Source organism: Pedobacter sp. BMA (assembly GCF_001027745.1).
Classification (GTDB): Bacteria; Bacteroidota; Bacteroidia; order Sphingobacteriales; family Sphingobacteriaceae; genus Pedobacter.
Genome location: NZ_LECU01000004.1, coordinates 270881 through 287703 on the forward strand (window position 1 = coordinate 270881; position 16823 = coordinate 287703).

Genomic DNA, 16823 nt, shown 5'->3' on the forward strand with positions numbered 1-16823 from the left:
TCTCACATTTTCTATATTTTAGCTATCTTCAACCTTTATTTGAAATTCACGTTTAATGCAACAGAAAAAGCAACTTTCGCTATTTGATTTGTCTATGATTGTAGTTAGCCTGGTCATTGGAATGGGTATATTCCGCACTCCGGTTAATGTGGCTGCAAAAGCACAAATCCCTGAGTTGTTTTATCTGGCCTGGTTCATCGGTGGGTTTGTTGCATTTTGTGGCGCACTTACTTATGCTGAAATTGGCTCGCGTTACCCGGTCACCGGTGGATACTATAAAATTTTCTCAAAGGCCTACCACCCTTCTATCGCTTTTGCGATCAATTGTATCGTTCTAATTTCAAGTGCAGCATCAGTCGCCGCCATCTCAATCATCGGTGCAGAATACCTTAGTAAAATTATTCTTCCGGCAGCAATGCAGAATGAGACCTATCGAGTCGTCATAGCCATTTCAACTATTCTGATCTTTTATTTCATCAACCTGCTGGGATTAAAGGCCAGTTCGAAAACACAGAATGTGCTCACCATCATTAAAATTGTCCTGATATTAACGTTGATCTGTGCAGTATTTTTCGCGCGACAGGTTCAGTCAGACACCCCTGTCTTTAAAACCACAAACGGTTTATTGCCGGGATGGGCCGATTATGGAAAAGCCCTGGGCTTATGTTTAATTGCCGTTTCATTCTCTTATGCCGGCTACGCCCAAACCATTAACTTTGGCGGAGAAGTTAAAGAAGCTAAGAAGGTTATTCCACGTTCCATTATTATCGGACTTAACATTATCGTAGCGCTATACATGGTACTTAATTATGTGTATGTAAAGGTAATTGGCTTCGAAGAGTTGAAAACTGCCGAAAGCATTGCGGCGATTCTCGCCTCAAAAATCTTCGGTCCCGCCGGGTTTAACATGCTTTCGGTCATCATCTTCATTTCAGTGATGGGATACGTAAATGTTAATCTGCTAAGTAACCCCAGGGCGATGTTCGCCATGGGTGAAGAAGGAGCGCTTCCGAAAATCTTCAGTAAAATGAACACAAAAACCGAGGTGATTACCTGGAGTTTAACCGTTTTTGCAATCGTAGCCGTAGTTATCATTTTCTTTGCCAAAACCTTTGACAAGATTTTGAACTACACTATTTTCCTCGAAAGCATTAGCATGGCAAGTTCGGCAGCAACTATTTTCATTTTGAGAAAAGGCACTGCCCATCTTGATAAAAAAACAATTTATACGGTTCCGTTATACCCTATATTGCCAATCATATTTATTGCTGCCTACACTTTTGTTGCTTTTAGTATTTATGCCGATGACCCAAATGCAGCATTAAATGGATTATATATATTTATTGGGTTTCTGTTAATCTATTTCATTGCGAAATTGTTTAAAAAGAAATAATTTAAAGACTGAAAAGCAACACTATACTTTATGGTGTAATGCTTTTTAGTTTAATTAGTGAGATCATCAATGAACAAAACACTCTCAGGAAAACAAAAGATCGCTTACGCCGCAGGAATGATGGGCTGGAGTATCATGACGAATATTATCATCGTGATGTTACCCTATTTCTACCTGCCGCCAAACAATTCCGGCCTAACTCCACTTGTACCACAACTTTTGTTATTTGGTGCTTTCAACTTACTCTCTATTATTGCTGCTTCAGGAAGGCTTATTGATGCGATATACGATCCGTTTATTGCTTCAGTAAGTGATAGAAGTAATAATCCCAAAGGAAGACGTTTCCCTATTATGAAGTGGGCGATTCTGCCTGCAGTGGTGTGCTGCTGCCTGGTATTCCATCCCTGGGTAAAGGGCGAAAGTGTACATAATGCCTGGTGGCTTACAGTGGCCCTGGCAGGCTTTTTCATATCAGTTACGACCTATATTATCCCTTACAATGCATTGCTGGCTGAACTAACACATACAACCGAAGAAAAAGTAAAGCTTTCGACTCTGCAACAGGTGGGCTTTGTAATGGGGATGATCCTGGGTGCCCTGATCAATAACTTCGCGGATTTGATTCAAAGTGGATTTCATGTGGCCAGTCGCTTCCAGGCCTTGCAATACACCATCATCGCCTTAAGCGTTTTCTCAGGCTTAGTGATGATTATGCCAATTTTATTTATCAGTGAGCGGGAGTATGTAAAAACTAAACCTTCACATATTCCGTTGTTACCAGCCATAAAAAGCACTTTTCGCAACTCGAATTTTAAATATTACCTGATTTCGGATTTTACGTACTACACCGCATTAAGCATCATGTCGAGCGGACTTTTATATTTTGTAACCGTACTGCTTGGCTTACCCGATTCTGACGGGGGTAAATTTATGGGCTTAATGGTTTTATTGTCGCTTTTATTTTATCCTTTTATCAATTACGGCTCAAAGAAATTTGGTAAAAAGCGACTTGTACTTTTCGCCTTCGGAATATTAAGTCTGATTTTCGTGACCATATTCTTTTTAGGCAAATTACCTTTCGCACCTGCTAACCAGATGTATATTCTGGTTGTCTTCGCTTCGTTTCCGTTAGCGGCACTCGGTATTCTTCCCAATGCGATTTTAGCTGATATTGCACAAAAAGACACTTTAGAAAGTGGAGAAAACCACGAGGGAATGTTTTTCGCAGTCAAATATTTGTTCGTGAAACTAGGTCAAACAATTGGCATAGCTGTTTTTGCCATGCTCACCATTTATGGTAAAGATCCGGGAAACGATTATGGTTTAAGGCTAAACGGCATCGTGGGTTTTTCACTCTGCATCATAGCCCTTTTATTTTTCAGCAGATTTAAAGAAGAGCAATAAAAAAGGCAGAACCCGTAAAGGTTCTGCCTGATTAACATCATGGTTGATTTAGTAGCCCGGACTTTGTTTTAAAGTTCCGTTACTCCTGTCAATCTGATCCTGAGGAAGCGGAAAATGTTCATCTCTCGTTTCGATAACAAGTCCCTTCAGGTAGTCAAAATAATTACCTTCAAATCCAAAGTAGCTTTCAAGTGTTTGTTTAGCCACACCCCAACGTACTAAGTCAAAAAAGCGGTGTCCTTCCATAGCCAGCTCCAGCCTACGCTCAAAACGAACAGCGGTACGTGCATAGTCGGCATTTGGAAAAGAGGGATAAGGGCTTACTTTATATGCCGCTGCAGGAGTTCCGTTAATCGTTGCCGGGGTTATTTTTGCGGCACGCTGCCGAACGGCATTCACCAGGGTTAAGGCCCTTGGCAAATCACCTGTTTCCACCGCGCATTCCGCAGCCATCAGGTAAATATCACCCAGGCGTATCAGGTTAACATTTAATCCGGTAACATTCGTCATTCCCGGTCCTGTACCCGAGGCAATCTGTGCCGCCTCAATAGAATTTTTAACCGCCACAAACGGACCTCCGCTACTCACATCTCTGATCCAGCTGTCTCCAGCCATGATTCCCCAGTCGCGGTAAGGGACACCCCGTCTGCCGATGGTTGATTCAATCCTGGGATCAAACGCCAAAGTTTTGTCGACCTGATAGTTTGTTTTTTGTGTAGCTGTTAAACCAAAATCAGAAAGATAAGGGTTGGTACGGTAGCTGCCGTCTAGTAACGGAAGCCCCGCAGCATTAACTTTAAATGCATTGGCTAAGTCGATTGTAGGCTGAAAAAATCCGCAGCAGTTGATTGGTGTAACGCTTCCATAAGGAAAGTTTAACATATCGCCCACATTTCCGTTTTCACCCCCGGTACCATCGGTACCAACAGAGTGCTCCACTACTACAATAGATTCCGGACCGTCTTCTTTAGTGATGTCGAAATTATCGCTATAGGGCAGCGTTGTCAGATCTGGTTTAGCCAGAATTACTGCATTCAGTAGAGTATAGGCTTCTGCATAACGCTTCTGATAAAGCAGCACTTTTCCCAGATAGGCCTGGGCTGCATATTTATCCATACGCCCTTTTTGATTCTTCGGTTTGGTTGTACTCAGGTTGGCAACGGCAAACTGTAAATCTTCAATGATGTTCGGATAAATATCTTTGTCATTTGGGACAAAGGTACCTGCAGTGGCTTCTGTAACATAAGGAACCACCTTAAATACCCTAACCAGAAAAAAATAATAATGTGCCCGTAGCAACCTCGCTTCTCCCTGTATCTCTTTTGCCCTTGCATCGGCAAATTTGCTCCCACCCTTGCCAGATTGTAAGTCGGCCAGGATTTTAAGGGTATTGTTGCAACGTTGAACCCCTTCAAAACATCTGTTGTAGAGATTGGAAAGGTTATCATTTGTACTGGTTGGGGAATGCTGCTCGATAGCATTCATATTGGGCTGATCACCTACGCTACTGCCCTTATGCGCATTATCCGAAGCCACCTCACCGAAAAGCCATTGACTTGGTGCAGCGCCGTAGTTACCCCAGGTGCCATTAATATTGCCATTGAGCAATCCGTATGCACCAACCAGTAAGCCCTCTACCCCATCCTGGGTAGTCAATTGCTCTGCTGTGAGTTCGGCTTGCGGGTTGAGCGAAAGGAAATCTTTCTTGCAGGATACAAAGCTCAGTATCAGCAGGAACAGGAAAGTATTTTTGATATGTTTCATCTTGTCTCTTTGATTAAAATCCAACATTAATACCTAATAAAAATTGTCTCGGCGATGGATATACGCCCTGATCAACACCAGGAGCGGTGAAAGTATCTGTGATTTGTGTAACTTCAGGATCTAAGCCGGTATATTTTGTGATGGTAAATAAGTTACTGGCAGAAGCATAAATTCTGAAACGGCTTATTCCTGATTTTGTTCCAAAAACTTTAGACGGGATCGTGTAGCCTAACTGTACATTTTTAAGCCTCACGAAACTGCCATTCTGAATATAGTAGCTTGAAGAAGCAAACTCCACATCAGAAGCACCAGCATAGGCAGATGGGATATTACTGGATCTGTTGGTAGGGCTCCATGCCTCTAACAAGCGGGTACTCTTTGCACCATCAAAGGACGGAAAGTCGGTGAAATAACGTGTCGCCTCGAATATGTCATTACCCTGTACACCATATATAAATGCCGAGATATCGAAATTTTTATAAGATGCGTTGAGGTTAACCCCATAATTAAAGTCGGGATTCGGGTCGCCAATAATCGTTCGGTCTTTAGGATCAATGATACCATCTCCGTTAACATCCAGGTAGCGTAATCCACCTACACGGGCACCAGCATAAGACGGCCCGGCCTGAACTTCTGCTGTACTTTGATAAATGCCGTTCGTTTTATACCCGTAGAAAGAACCGAAAGCTGCTCCTTCCTGTAATACACTCGTTTGTAAACTTCTGTAGTTACCATATACCTGATTAAAGATACCGGGTGCAAGTCTGTCGATTTTATTAATGTTCCTTGAAAAATTTAAACCTACATCAAATTTCAAGGGTGAATCTGCTTTACGTCCGTGATGATAAGCGACATTAAATTCAATCCCCTTGTTACTCATGTCGCCAATATTTACAAAGGGTGCACTGCCACCGCCAACAACACTTACCGGCAGAGGGAGATTATATAGCATGTCTGTTGTTTTTTTACTATACGCATCGATTGATCCATCAAATCTGCCATCAAGAATAGTGAAATCCAAACCAACATTTAATGCCTTTAAAGATTCCCATTTTACGTCAGCATTTTGATAGGCATTTTGCCAAACCCCCGTGGTTAAGGTGTTTCCTCCGCCAACTGCATAGGCGGCATTAATGATGGAACTCTGATATCTGTTGATATATTGATAAGGTGGTATTCGCTGGTTTCCGGTTTGGCCATAGCCTACACGAAGTTTCAAATCACTCACCCATTTGGCGTTTTTCAGAAAGGCTTCCTCAGAAAGTCTCCAGGCTACACTTCCAGCAGGATAGAATCCATATTTATTTGATGGGCCAAAGTTTGAGGAACCATCTCTACGGAGCGTAAAACTGGCCAGGTAGCGATCGTTAAACGAGTAATCTACCTTTGTAAACAGCGAGAAAAGAGAACCTATCGAGCCGGTACTGGAATTACTGATATTCGAAGAACCTGTATTCAGGTAGTAGTAATCCAGATCACCCAGTAAAAAGAAATCATTTCTTGCTGCATTCAGTTGTCTCGACCTCGAGCGGATGGCCTCGGTACCAGCTAATACGGTTAAACGATGTTTTTCAGCAAATGTAGCGGTATAGTTTAGTGTATTTGTCCATGTCCACTCTGTATTGTAACCCTGGTATTCGCTGAGGTTATTTGAATTATTTCCTTCGGAAAATTCGAGATTCGGATAACGCATCGATAAACCGTTATAGTTTTCGTACCGTATCCCGAAATTTGTTCTCAATACGAGGCCTTTTATAATGTCACCTTCGGCAAAAATATTGCCGAAAAAAAAATTATTCTTATTCACATTGTCTTTAGCCCGGTACAGTACCGCCAGTGGATTCTCCGCATTACCCAGCTGGCTTCCCCGGCTGCCTGCGAAATTTCCATTAATGTCGTAAACAGGTATAATGGTCGGTATACGATAAGCCCAGCCAAGTGCACTACCCTGATCCTGGTAACTTCCAGGTGTGTTTGGATTTACTCCAAAACCGTAACCTTCTGAATAGCTGTACTGTGCATTTTCTCCAAACCGTACGCGTTTATTGAAAGCGTTGACAGTTGTATTTGACCTGAAGTTATATCGTTTAAAGCCAGTATATTCGATTGTACCTTTCTGGTTAAGATAACCAGCCGAAAGGGAGTAGGTGGCATTATCAGATCCGCCGGTAGCACCCAGCTGATAATTTTGAATCGGTGCAGCTTTGGTAATCTCATCGAACCAGTTGGTTCCTGCTTTATTGGCCCGGGTGATCTGGTAAAATAAAGAAGGGTCTCTGCTATAGTTATATTTAGAAGGATCGGCATCTGCGGCAGTAACATCCTGGCCCAAAACTGAACCCGCAACCAGGTACTCTGGCAATACCGGAGTTGTTCCTGAACCATAATTACGTCCCGCTGCAATTGCTTTACCTGCATTGGTATAACTATCAAAAACATACTGGGCGTATTGTTGTGGATTCATCATTTCCGGGAAGCTACCTTTGCGCGGCGCTTGAGTGCCATAATATGAATCAACCGAAATTTTCGGAACACCTGAAATTCCTTTTTTGGTTGTAATGATCACTACACCATTATTTGCCCGCGAGCCATATATTGATGCCGAAGAAGCATCTTTCAGCACTTGCAAACTTTCAATATCATTCTGGTTGAGCCAGGAAAGTTTGCCTTCAAATGGAACCCCATCAATCACGTAAAGTGGCTCATTATTGTTAATGGTACTCGTTCCACGAATCCTGATTTGGGGGGTGGATCCTGGGGCACCATCATTTATGATGGAAACACCTGTAGCTTTCCCCTGCAAGGCTTCAACGGCACTCGCTGCTGGTTGTGCTTTTAATAAGCCCATATCCACCACAGCAACCGCACCCGTTAAATCCTTTTTGCGTTGTGAAGAATAACCGGTAACAACGATTTCCGTTAAATCGTTATTCTCTGCATTCAAAACAATGGCAAGGTTGGTCTGGTTGCCTACAGTTACTTCTTTAGCGGTATAGCCAATGAAAGATACGACGAGCACATCACTGGATTTCGCACTCAATGTAAAGCTTCCGTTTGCATCGGTGCTGGTTCCCCCCACTCCGTTTTTGATTTTAATAGTCGCTCCGACAACAGGCTGTTTATCGTCGCTTGCAATTACCTTACCCGTGATTTTGGTCTGGGCATTGGCACCGACCGCAAACAGCACGGCCAGTAGCCAGAGGAAAAGTCTCCTCTGAACAAAAGATTGGTTTTGTTTCATAAGATTAATTGATTAGTTAAGGAAATAGAGCTGGTTACAAAACCTGCAACCAATGTTTATTTTTCCGGTTTAGCATAAATCAGGGACAGCCGCTCAGCGCGTGAGGCTTCAGCTTGCTAAACAACCGTACATTTTTCAGGGAAATATTTAAGAAATAGGAAAGAAAGCCTACAAGGATAAGTAGATTATTTTTCATAACAGGAAGTGTATATTTGGTTAGATTAATACAATTACAAATTAAACCTACAAAATAATATGGTAAAATCCTACACAAAAAATAAAATTGTATCGGGCTATACGGGTTGGAGCCCCGTAGTGTGCAAATATCACTCAAACCCGTACAATATTTTTTTGTTCCCTTAATAAAGCTTACCTTTGCACCGAAGCAGGAATAAGGGCTTGTCATTCTGAATGGCATATTCTCTCCGCAAGTTAGTCCTTCAACAATTGATTGTTCTAGCTTCTTCGATAAATATTACAAAGAAAAATACATGTTATTCAAAGAATTAAACCTCATTGAGCCTATATTAAAGGCCCTTGAGAATGAAGGTTATACACAACCAACACCCATACAGGAGCAATCCATCCCCACAATATTAAAAGGAAAAGATTTATTGGGCTGCGCGCAAACAGGAACGGGTAAAACTGCTGCCTTTGCCATCCCGATGTTGCAGTTATTACACGAGAAACACATTAACACTAAAGCTAATAAAAACATCAAGGCCTTGGTTTTAACGCCAACCCGCGAGCTTGCCATTCAAATCGAAGAAAGCTTTAAAGCTTATGGCCGTCATTTAAACCTGCGTCATCTGGTAATTTTTGGTGGAGTGAACCAACACTCACAGGTTGAAGCCCTGAAAAAAGGGGTCGATATCCTGGTAGCCACCCCGGGGCGTTTACTGGATCTAATGAACCAGGGCTTTATCAATTTAAATACCATTGAGCTTTTTGTTCTGGATGAAGCAGACAGGATGCTGGATATGGGATTTATCCACGACGTAAAAAGAACGGTAGCGAAACTACCTGCTATCCGTCAAACCTTGTTTTTCTCGGCTACCATGCCAGATGAAATCCAGAAACTAGCAAATACAATTCTTTCCAATCCAACAAAAGTTGAGGTTACACCAATTTCCTCAACCGCAGAAACCATCGTGCAGTCGGTTTATTTTGTTGATAAGCCGGATAAAAAGAAACTTTTAATCCACTTGCTGGAGGATAAAGATATCCAGACCGCTTTGGTATTTACGCGCACGAAGCATGGCGCAGACAGAATTGTGAAGGATTTAGCTCACGCTGGCATTAAAGCGGCGGCTATTCACGGAAATAAATCCCAAAATGCCCGCCAACGCGCCTTAACTGATTTTAAAGACCGTAAAATCCGTGTGCTGGTGGCTACAGATATTGCTGCCCGCGGTATTGATATAGACCAGTTATCACACGTATTCAATTACGAGTTGCCAAACATTCCTGAATCTTATGTACACAGGATTGGCCGTACGGGTCGTGCGGGTGCAAACGGAATAGCTATTTCCTTTTGCGATGCGGAAGAAAATGAATATTTACTGGATATCCAGAAACTGATCAAAATTACTTTACCTGTGGTTGATGATCATCCTTACCCGTTAACCTGGGAAAGCATGCTGGCAAAAAATCAGGTTAAACGCAAACCTCAGGCACAATCGAAAGGCGGTGGTGGAGGCAGAAAAGGAGGCGGCGATGGAAACATGAGCGGAAAACCCCGTAATGCCAGCAACAACAGAAGGTTTGGTGGAAACAGAAGTAAAGCTAAGAAAGCATAAAAACTAAAGCAGTAACAATAAACATCTGCTGTAAATAGCAAAAACCGGGTTGTTGAGACAACCCGGTTTTTTTGTGCTCAGCATTAAATTACAACGTTTATAATCTTACCTTTTACGAAAATAATTTTCTTGGCTGGTTTACCATCCAGGAACTTATTAAAGTGTTCATCAGCAAGTAAAATTGCTTCTACTTCTGGTTGAGATAGGTTTAAGCTGAGGTTTAAATTCATTTTCATTTTTCCATTGATGGAAACAGGGTATGCGAACTCATCTTCTACCAGGTGCTCAGGATTGAAAACAGGGAAGGCTGTATAAGATAAAGTTCCGGCTTGATTACCCAGCTGAACCCAAAGTTCCTCGCAAATATGTGGCGCATATGGAGAAAGGATAATGACCATATCCTGTAAAATACTGCGTTTATTGCATTTCAAATCTGTTAGTTCATTCACTGCGATCATAAAGCTCGAAACAGATGTATTGAATGAGAAACGCTCAATATCATCCTGCACTTTTTTAATGATTTTGTGCAGTGCCTTCAATTCTGCCTTAGTTGGTTCCGCGTCAGACACGTTGAATTCCCAGGCTTCGTTGTGGAATAATCGCCAGAATTTACGCAAAAACTTAAACACCCCCTCAATACCATTGGTATTCCATGGTTTGCTTTGCTCCAGCGGCCCTAAAAACATTTCATACATACGAAGGGTATCCGCACCATATCGCTCAATCAAATCATCCGGATTAACCACGTTAAACTTTGATTTCGACATTTTTTCTACCTCAACACCACAAATGTATTTTCCACCCTCAAGAATAAATTCGGCAGTGGCAAACTCTTCTCTCCACGCCTTAAATTTATTAATGTCTAATGTATCGTTTTCAACAATATTTACATCCACGTGTAATGCCGATGTTTTATATTCTTTCCTTAAACCCGCGGAAACATAGGTATTTGTAGGCTTGCCATCGGCATCATTGATTCTATAAACGAAATTACTTCTGCCCTGAATCATTCCCTGATTAATCAGTTTTTTGAAAGGTTCCTCTTCTTTGGTGTATCCCAAATCTTTCAAAAATTTATTCCAGAAACGACTGTATAATAAGTGGCCGGTTGCGTGTTCAGAACCACCAATATACAAATCCACATCTTTCCAATATTCAATAGCTTCCGGAGAAGCAAATTCAGCATTGTTGTTTGCATCCATATAGCGGTACCAGTACCAGCTACTGCCGGCCCAGCCCGGCATAGTGCTAAGCTCGTATGTCCCGCCTTCCTTTGGCGCCCAGTTTTCAGCTCTTGCTAAAGGTGGCTCTCCGGTTTCGGTAGGTAAATATTTATCAATTTCTGGCAGTATCAACGGCAATTCCTCCTCTTTCACCAAATAAGGCAATCCATCTTTAAAGTATACCGGAATGGGCTCTCCCCAGTAACGCTGGCGGCCAAAAATCGCATCCCGCTGACGGAAGTTAACTTTTGCTTTACCCACTTTTTCTACTTCAAGCCAGTTATTCAGAAAATCTACTGCTTCTTTATACGTCAATCCGTTGATGAACCCGGAATTGATGTATCTACCTTCCTTGGTTGGATCAGCCTGTATTTCGATGTCTTTCTGACCGTCCAGAATCTGGATAATCGGCAAATTGAAATGCGTTGCGAACAACCAGTCGCGCTGGTCGCCACTTGGCACACCCATTACCGCACCAGTTCCATATCCCGCAAGCACGTAATCAGCAATCCACAACGGAACACGCTCACCACTTACCGGGTTAATAAAATAGGTACCTGTAAAGGCACCTGAAACGGTTTTGGTATCCGCCATGCGGTCTAATTCCGATTTCTTTTTAGTTTGTGAGATGTAATTGCTGATATCCTGCTCTTGTTCTGTTGTAGTCAATTCTGCCACCCATTCGTGCTCAGGTGCCAATACAAGATAGGACACTCCGAAGATTGTATCTACACGGGTAGTGAACACTTCAATTTGTTTGTCGCTTCCTTCTACCTGAAACTTAACTGATGCACCAACACTTTTACCTATCCAGTTGCGCTGCATTTCCTTAATCGGCTCCGGCCAGTCGATGGTATCTAAACCTTGCAAAAGCCTGTCGGAATATGCAGTAATTCTCATGCTCCACTGCATCATTTTCTTCTGTTCAACCGGAAATCCACCACGCTCAGAAAAACCATCCTTTACCTCATCATTTGCCAGTACTGTTCCTAAGGCAGGACACCAGTTTACGGTACTTTCCCGAAGGTAAGTCATCCGGTATTTCAATAATTCTACCTGTTTTTCCTCATCAGAAAAAGTTGCCCAATCACTTGGAAGAAAAGATTTCACATCCTCATCGCAAACAGCCTTAACGTCTGCCGTACCAGATGCGTTAAATTTCTCAATTAAGGTGGTAATGTCTTCTGCCCTGTCGTTTTCTATATTATACCATGAATTAAATAATTGCATGAAAATCCATTGAGTCCATTTGTAGTAAGATGACTCACTGGTACGCACTTCACGGCTCCAGTCGAAAGAAAAACCAATCTGATCCAACTGGCGGCGGTATGTTGCAATGTTAGCCTCGGTAGTAATAGCCGGATGCTGCCCGGTTTGAATAGCATATTGCTCTGCAGGTAAACCGAAGGAATCATATCCCATTGGATGCAGAACGTTGAATCCCTTAAGACGTTTATATCTCGAAAAAATATCGGATGCAATATAACCCAGTGGATGACCAACATGTAAACCTGCGCCTGATGGATAAGGAAACATGTCTAATACATAATATTTTGGTTTTTCAGAATTACTTTCGGCTTTAAATGTTTGATTGTCGGCCCAAAACTTCTGCCACTTTTGCTCTATTTCTTTGAATTGGTAATCCATTGCAGGTTATAATTTTTTAAAGCAGCGAAATTACGGAAATTAAGGGGTTTAGTGAAACTTATAAAAAAAAGCGCCATTGGTCATTAACCAATGGCGTTTAGCAATAAACTGAAATAATACTTTTATTTAGTCAGGTAATACACTTTTTTAATTCGGTTATTAATGGTTGAGGTAAACTGAAACTGAGTAGTGGTAATGCTGTTTACTGCAGCATAGTTTAGTCCGTCGTTTAGATCCATAGTAAACTGATCCTCATAAGTGATGGTATAAGTACCGATAGTACGGTTTCCTTTTAAGCTCAGTTCAACCTGATCATCGTTATTAGATTTGAAGTCGATATAATCTGCAGTTGATCCATATGTCACAGTTCCATTCAATTTTGTTGGGTCATTAAGTGTTTCAGCAGCAGTGTAGCCTGTGGTTTCGATTTTACTGATCATCCATTTGCCCATCATACGGGCTTTCAATGAAGTTGTATCTTTTTTGCATGAAATAATTGTCGTCGCGACTAAAAAAAGAAGGCTCAGTAATGTAATTCGTTTTTTCATAGTAAATTTTAGTTATAGGATATCATCATTAACGGCGTTTTAACAAATTTCGTACCGTATTTTTACAAAAGACAGATTTTCCAAAACAATTTCCACACTAAACTAATTGTTTACATCTTACGTTAAAGACCATTTAAGCTGGATGATTATTGGAGTTTATCAGGTATAATTTATATTTTCGCAGAAACAAAAATGAAATACATGGAAGAATTTGAGGTAAGTGACGCATCTAAAAAAACCAAAACCGTATATATTTCTACTATTATCAGTATTGCATTGGTTTTGTTAATGCTGGGTCTGCTTGGTTTGGTGCTTGTACACGCCAAAAACCTTTCCAACTATGTGAAGGAAAATATCGTTTTAAATATCATTGTTGATGAGGGCGCGAAAGAAACGGACGTTTTAGCTTTCCAAAAAGAGTTGAATAACAACCCTGCCGTTAAACAAACACAATACGTAAATAAGGAACTTGCAGCAAGAAACCTGACTCAGGATTTAGGCGAAGATTTTGTTAACTTTTTAGGATATAACCCTTTGACATCTACGTTCGATGTGTACCTGAAAGCAGAATATGCGAATAATAAAAGTATCGATGCGCTGAAAGCAAGCATTTCTAAAAATCCTGTTGTTAAGGAAGTGGTTTATCAAAGTTCCCTGATTGACATGGTAAACAAGAACATCAGCACCATCAGCCTGATTATTCTGGCATTTGCAGCGCTACTTTTGATTATATCCATTGCACTGATAAACAACACTATACGCTTAGCCATTTACTCTCAGCGTTTTTTAATTAAAAGTATGCAGCTTGTTGGTGCAACGAAAAATTTTATCCGACGTCCTTTCTTACTGTATGCCGCATTACATGGTTTAATTGCAGCCTTTATTGCGATCATTATTTTGCTGGCTACATTAATTTATGCGCGTAAAGAAGTTCCTGAAATTATTATTCTGAATAATTACAAAGAATTTGGATTTGTATTTATCAGCCTGATCATCATTGGCATTTTTATTACAGGCATTAGTACCTGGTTCGCGGTAAGCAGATATTTACGTTTAAAATCTTATCATCTATACAGATAATGGCATTAGAAAAGAAAACAAGTCCGGTTGCAAAGGACGTTAAAAGTGAATTGGTTTTCACCAGAAAAAACTATCAGTTGTTATTAATCAGCATAGCTATTGTAGCTGTTGGATTCATCCTGATGATGGGCACAACTGGCGATATTTACGATTTTAGAAGAACATTACTGGCGCCCCTGGTGGTCCTTTCCGGTTTTGCCTTTGGAGTTTATGCCATTCTAAAAAAATAATTTTTCCGTAAAGGATTATCTTTGGAAACGCCTGATTTACAACCGGGCGTTTTTGCTATTTACCATCAAAAAATATGAATTATTTTGAAGCGTTAATCCTTGCTATTATCGAGGGCTTAACTGAATTTTTACCAGTGTCAAGCACTGGGCACATGATTATAGGTTCTTCCTTTATGGGCATCGCCAGTGATCCTTTCGTTAAACTTTTTACCGTCGCTATCCAGCTCGGGGCCATCTTATCGGTGGTGGTTTTATATTTTAAAAGATTTTTTAAGACGATAAATTTTTACATCAAACTACTCGTTGCATTTGTTCCTGCAGCAGTTTTCGGATTATTGTTAAGCAAAAAAATTGATGAGCTTTTGGAAAGTCCCTTAGCCGTTGGCGTATCGCTCCTCGTTGGAGGAATTATACTATTATTTGTTGATAAGTGGTTTAATCAACCTACAATAGATGAAGAGGAAAATGTAAGTTACCTGACTGCACTAAAAATCGGTTTATTTCAATGTATTGCGATGATTCCGGGAGTATCCCGTTCCGGCGCTACCATTGTTGGCGGTATGAGCCAGAAATTAAGCAGAAAGGTGGCTGCCGAATTCTCATTCTTTTTAGCGGTACCAACCATGTTTGCCGCAACTGCAAAAAAACTTTACGATTTCTATAAGGAAGGTAATACCATTACCCACGAACAGGTTAACCTTTTGGTAGTTGGTAATGTAGTGGCTTTTGTTGTTGCATTGTTGGCGATTAAAAGCTTTATTGGTTTTCTGAACAAACATGGATTTAAAGCCTTCGGATGGTATAGAATCGCAGCAGGACTAATCATCATCATCTTATTAGCAAGCGGCCATAACTTACAAATTATATAATCTGTATCTTTGCACAAAAAAGATTTGTGAGTACAGAAAATTCAAAATTTAAAGATTTCAACTTTGCAGAAGGTGAATTGCTGCTGATTAACAAGCCCTATAAATGGACATCATTTGATGTGGTTGGAAAAATCCGCAATTCGTTAAAGCCTTTAAAACTTAAAGTAGGCCACGCGGGTACGCTTGATCCGCTTGCAACAGGCTTACTCATTATTTGCACCGGAAAGCTCACCAAGCAGATCGACACTTTTCAGGCTGAAGAGAAAGAATATACAGGCACCATGATTCTGGGGGCCACTACCCCATCATTCGATATGGAGACGGAAGTAGATGAAACTTTCGACATCAGCCAGGTTTCAAATGATCAGATCTATGCCGCTACTGCCCAATTTACCGGAGATATTGAACAGTACCCTCCTGCTCATTCTGCGGTAAAAATAAATGGCGAGCGACTATATGTTAAGGCCCGTTTAGGAGAAGAAGTTGAACTTCGTAAACGCTTCGTAACCGTTCCTGAATTTGAAATCACCAGAATTGAACTCCCAGAGATTGATTTCAGAATCGTTTGTAGTAAAGGAACATATATCCGTTCGCTGGTATCAGATTTTGGTAAGGCATTGAATAGTGGTGCTTATCTTTCTAAACTGACCAGAACCAGAAGCGGAAACTTTTTGCTCGCTAATTCGTTTGAGGTTTTAGAGCTTGTTAATTATATTCGTAGCAAGAAAGAAGAAGCTAAATCACAAAGTGAAGCATGAACTACCTGAAAAACAAGAACAGCCGTTTAATAAAAGAAATATTTCTTATTGTTTGCGGGGTAACTTCTGCTTGTTTTGGTTTAAAAAGTTTTTTAATGCCCAGTCATTTCATTGATGGTGGTGTTACAGGAATTTCACTTCTGGTAAGTACACTTACAGGCTGGAACCTTTCGTATCTCATAGCGATTATCAATATCCCTTTCGTAATTCTGGGATTCAGGCAAATCGGTAAAGGCTTTGCACTAAGGACTGCGGTAGCCATTGCCGCGCTTTCCGTAGCGTTGGTTATTTTACCCTTTCAACCCATTACCCATGATAAGTTACTCATCGCCTTTTTTGGTGGTTTGTTTTTAGGCGGTGGAATTGGACTGGCGATGCGCGGTGGTTGCGTGATTGATGGAACCGAGGTATTGGCACTGTACATTAGCAAAAACAGTATACTCACCGTGGGAAACATTATCCTGATTTTAAATATCATTATTTTTGCATTTGCTGCGTATTTCTTAAACATCGAAACAGCACTTTATGCCATACTTACTTACCTTTCCGCCTCCTACACCATCGATTTCATTGTAAATGGTATTGAGCAATATACAGGTGTAACCGTCATTTCCGAACATCAGGAAGCCATAAAAGACTTTATCATCAGAGAAATGAAACGGGGAGTTACCATTTACAAAGGCGAAGGTGGCTACGGGGAGAAGAAAGATATCGACATCATATTCACCGTAGTGACCAAACTTGAAATGAGCAAGCTGCAAACTGCTATCAGGCAGATAGATGCAGATGCTTTTGTGATACAACAACAAATTGCTGATTTAAAAGGCGGCGTGGTTAAACGCCACGCATTACATTAATACCCTGTCA

General features: G+C 41.0%; 12 protein-coding genes. 8 read left to right on the forward strand and 4 right to left on the reverse strand.

Features of this window, described 5'->3' with window-relative positions:
• The first annotated feature begins 55 nt into the window (after nt 1–55).
• Both AB669_RS07470 and AB669_RS07475 read left to right on the forward strand, forming a co-directional pair.
• Complete coding sequence (locus AB669_RS07470; RefSeq protein ID WP_047798677.1) at nt 56–1393, forward strand: APC family permease; 1338 nt, start codon at nt 56–58, stop codon at nt 1391–1393.
• Nucleotides 1394–1462: 69 nt separating this feature from the next.
• Nucleotides 1463–2797 (forward strand): MFS transporter, encoded by a 1335-nt coding sequence (locus AB669_RS07475; protein ID WP_047798678.1) that lies wholly within the window; start codon nt 1463–1465, stop codon nt 2795–2797.
• A 48-nt stretch (nt 2798–2845) separates the two neighbouring features.
• Here the strand turns inward: AB669_RS07475 and AB669_RS07480 are convergent, their stop codons facing one another.
• Entirely contained in the window at nt 2846–4561 is a 1716-nt protein-coding gene (locus AB669_RS07480) for a RagB/SusD family nutrient uptake outer membrane protein (protein WP_047799054.1), read from the reverse strand.
• A gap of 13 nt (nt 4562–4574) precedes the next feature.
• Nucleotides 4575–7802 carry a TonB-dependent receptor gene (locus AB669_RS07485; RefSeq protein ID WP_047798679.1) on the reverse strand — a complete coding sequence of 1076 codons (3228 nt, stop codon included), beginning with the start codon at nt 7800–7802 and terminating at the stop codon, nt 4575–4577.
• 491 nt (nt 7803–8293) lie between these two features.
• Here AB669_RS07485 and AB669_RS07490 point away from each other — a divergent pair, with 491 nt between their 5' ends.
• Nucleotides 8294–9601: a DEAD/DEAH box helicase gene (locus AB669_RS07490; RefSeq protein WP_047798680.1), complete on the forward strand. Its 1308-nt coding sequence runs from the start codon at nt 8294–8296 to the stop codon at nt 9599–9601.
• Nucleotides 9602–9684: 83 nt separating this feature from the next.
• Here AB669_RS07490 and leuS read toward each other — a convergent pair whose 3' ends face one another.
• Both leuS and AB669_RS07500 read right to left on the reverse strand, forming a co-directional pair.
• Nucleotides 9685–12471, reverse strand: a complete 2787-nt coding sequence (gene leuS, locus AB669_RS07495) for a leucine--tRNA ligase (protein WP_047798681.1) — start codon at nt 12469–12471, stop codon at nt 9685–9687.
• Between the two features lie 122 nt (nt 12472–12593).
• The gene (locus AB669_RS07500) at nt 12594–13019 is read right to left on the reverse strand and encodes a lipocalin family protein (protein WP_047798682.1); all 426 of its coding nucleotides are present in this window, start codon (nt 13017–13019) and stop codon (nt 12594–12596) included.
• A 201-nt stretch (nt 13020–13220) separates the two neighbouring features.
• Here AB669_RS07500 and AB669_RS07505 point away from each other — a divergent pair, with 201 nt between their 5' ends.
• From AB669_RS07505 to AB669_RS07525, 5 genes are all read left to right on the forward strand, one after another.
• Nucleotides 13221–14099 (forward strand): ABC transporter permease, encoded by an 879-nt coding sequence (locus AB669_RS07505; RefSeq protein ID WP_047799055.1) that lies wholly within the window; start codon nt 13221–13223, stop codon nt 14097–14099.
• Nucleotides 14099–14329 (forward strand): DUF3098 domain-containing protein, encoded by a 231-nt coding sequence (locus tag AB669_RS07510; RefSeq protein WP_047798683.1) that lies wholly within the window; start codon nt 14099–14101, stop codon nt 14327–14329. The genes AB669_RS07505 and AB669_RS07510 overlap by 1 nt, the downstream gene beginning before the upstream one ends.
• A gap of 74 nt (nt 14330–14403) precedes the next feature.
• On the forward strand, nt 14404–15198 hold the full coding sequence (locus AB669_RS07515; RefSeq protein ID WP_047798684.1) for an undecaprenyl-diphosphate phosphatase: 795 nt from the start codon (nt 14404–14406) through the stop codon (nt 15196–15198).
• Between the two features lie 26 nt (nt 15199–15224).
• Nucleotides 15225–15956: a tRNA pseudouridine(55) synthase TruB gene (gene truB, locus AB669_RS07520; RefSeq protein WP_047798685.1), complete on the forward strand. Its 732-nt coding sequence runs from the start codon at nt 15225–15227 to the stop codon at nt 15954–15956.
• Entirely contained in the window at nt 15953–16813 is an 861-nt protein-coding gene (locus tag AB669_RS07525) for a YitT family protein (protein WP_047798686.1), read from the forward strand. Before truB ends, AB669_RS07525 begins: the two co-directional genes overlap by 4 nt.
• Nucleotides 16814–16823: the final 10 nt, after the last annotated feature.

Coding starts and splice junctions, on each gene's coding strand:
- AB669_RS07470 (WP_047798677.1), top strand. CDS start 56: ATGCAACAGAAAAAGCAACTTTCGCTATTTGATTTGTCTATGATTGTA.
- AB669_RS07475 (WP_047798678.1), top strand. CDS start 1,463: ATGAACAAAACACTCTCAGGAAAACAAAAGATCGCTTACGCCGCAGGA.
- AB669_RS07480 (WP_047799054.1), bottom strand. CDS start 4,561: ATGAAACATATCAAAAATACTTTCCTGTTCCTGCTGATACTGAGCTTT.
- AB669_RS07485 (WP_047798679.1), bottom strand. CDS start 7,802: ATGAAACAAAACCAATCTTTTGTTCAGAGGAGACTTTTCCTCTGGCTA.
- AB669_RS07490 (WP_047798680.1), top strand. CDS start 8,294: ATGTTATTCAAAGAATTAAACCTCATTGAGCCTATATTAAAGGCCCTT.
- leuS (WP_047798681.1), bottom strand. CDS start 12,471: ATGGATTACCAATTCAAAGAAATAGAGCAAAAGTGGCAGAAGTTTTGG.
- AB669_RS07500 (WP_047798682.1), bottom strand. CDS start 13,019: ATGAAAAAACGAATTACATTACTGAGCCTTCTTTTTTTAGTCGCGACG.
- AB669_RS07505 (WP_047799055.1), top strand. CDS start 13,221: ATGGAAGAATTTGAGGTAAGTGACGCATCTAAAAAAACCAAAACCGTA.
- AB669_RS07510 (WP_047798683.1), top strand. CDS start 14,099: ATGGCATTAGAAAAGAAAACAAGTCCGGTTGCAAAGGACGTTAAAAGT.
- AB669_RS07515 (WP_047798684.1), top strand. CDS start 14,404: ATGAATTATTTTGAAGCGTTAATCCTTGCTATTATCGAGGGCTTAACT.
- AB669_RS07525 (WP_047798686.1), top strand. CDS start 15,953: ATGAACTACCTGAAAAACAAGAACAGCCGTTTAATAAAAGAAATATTT.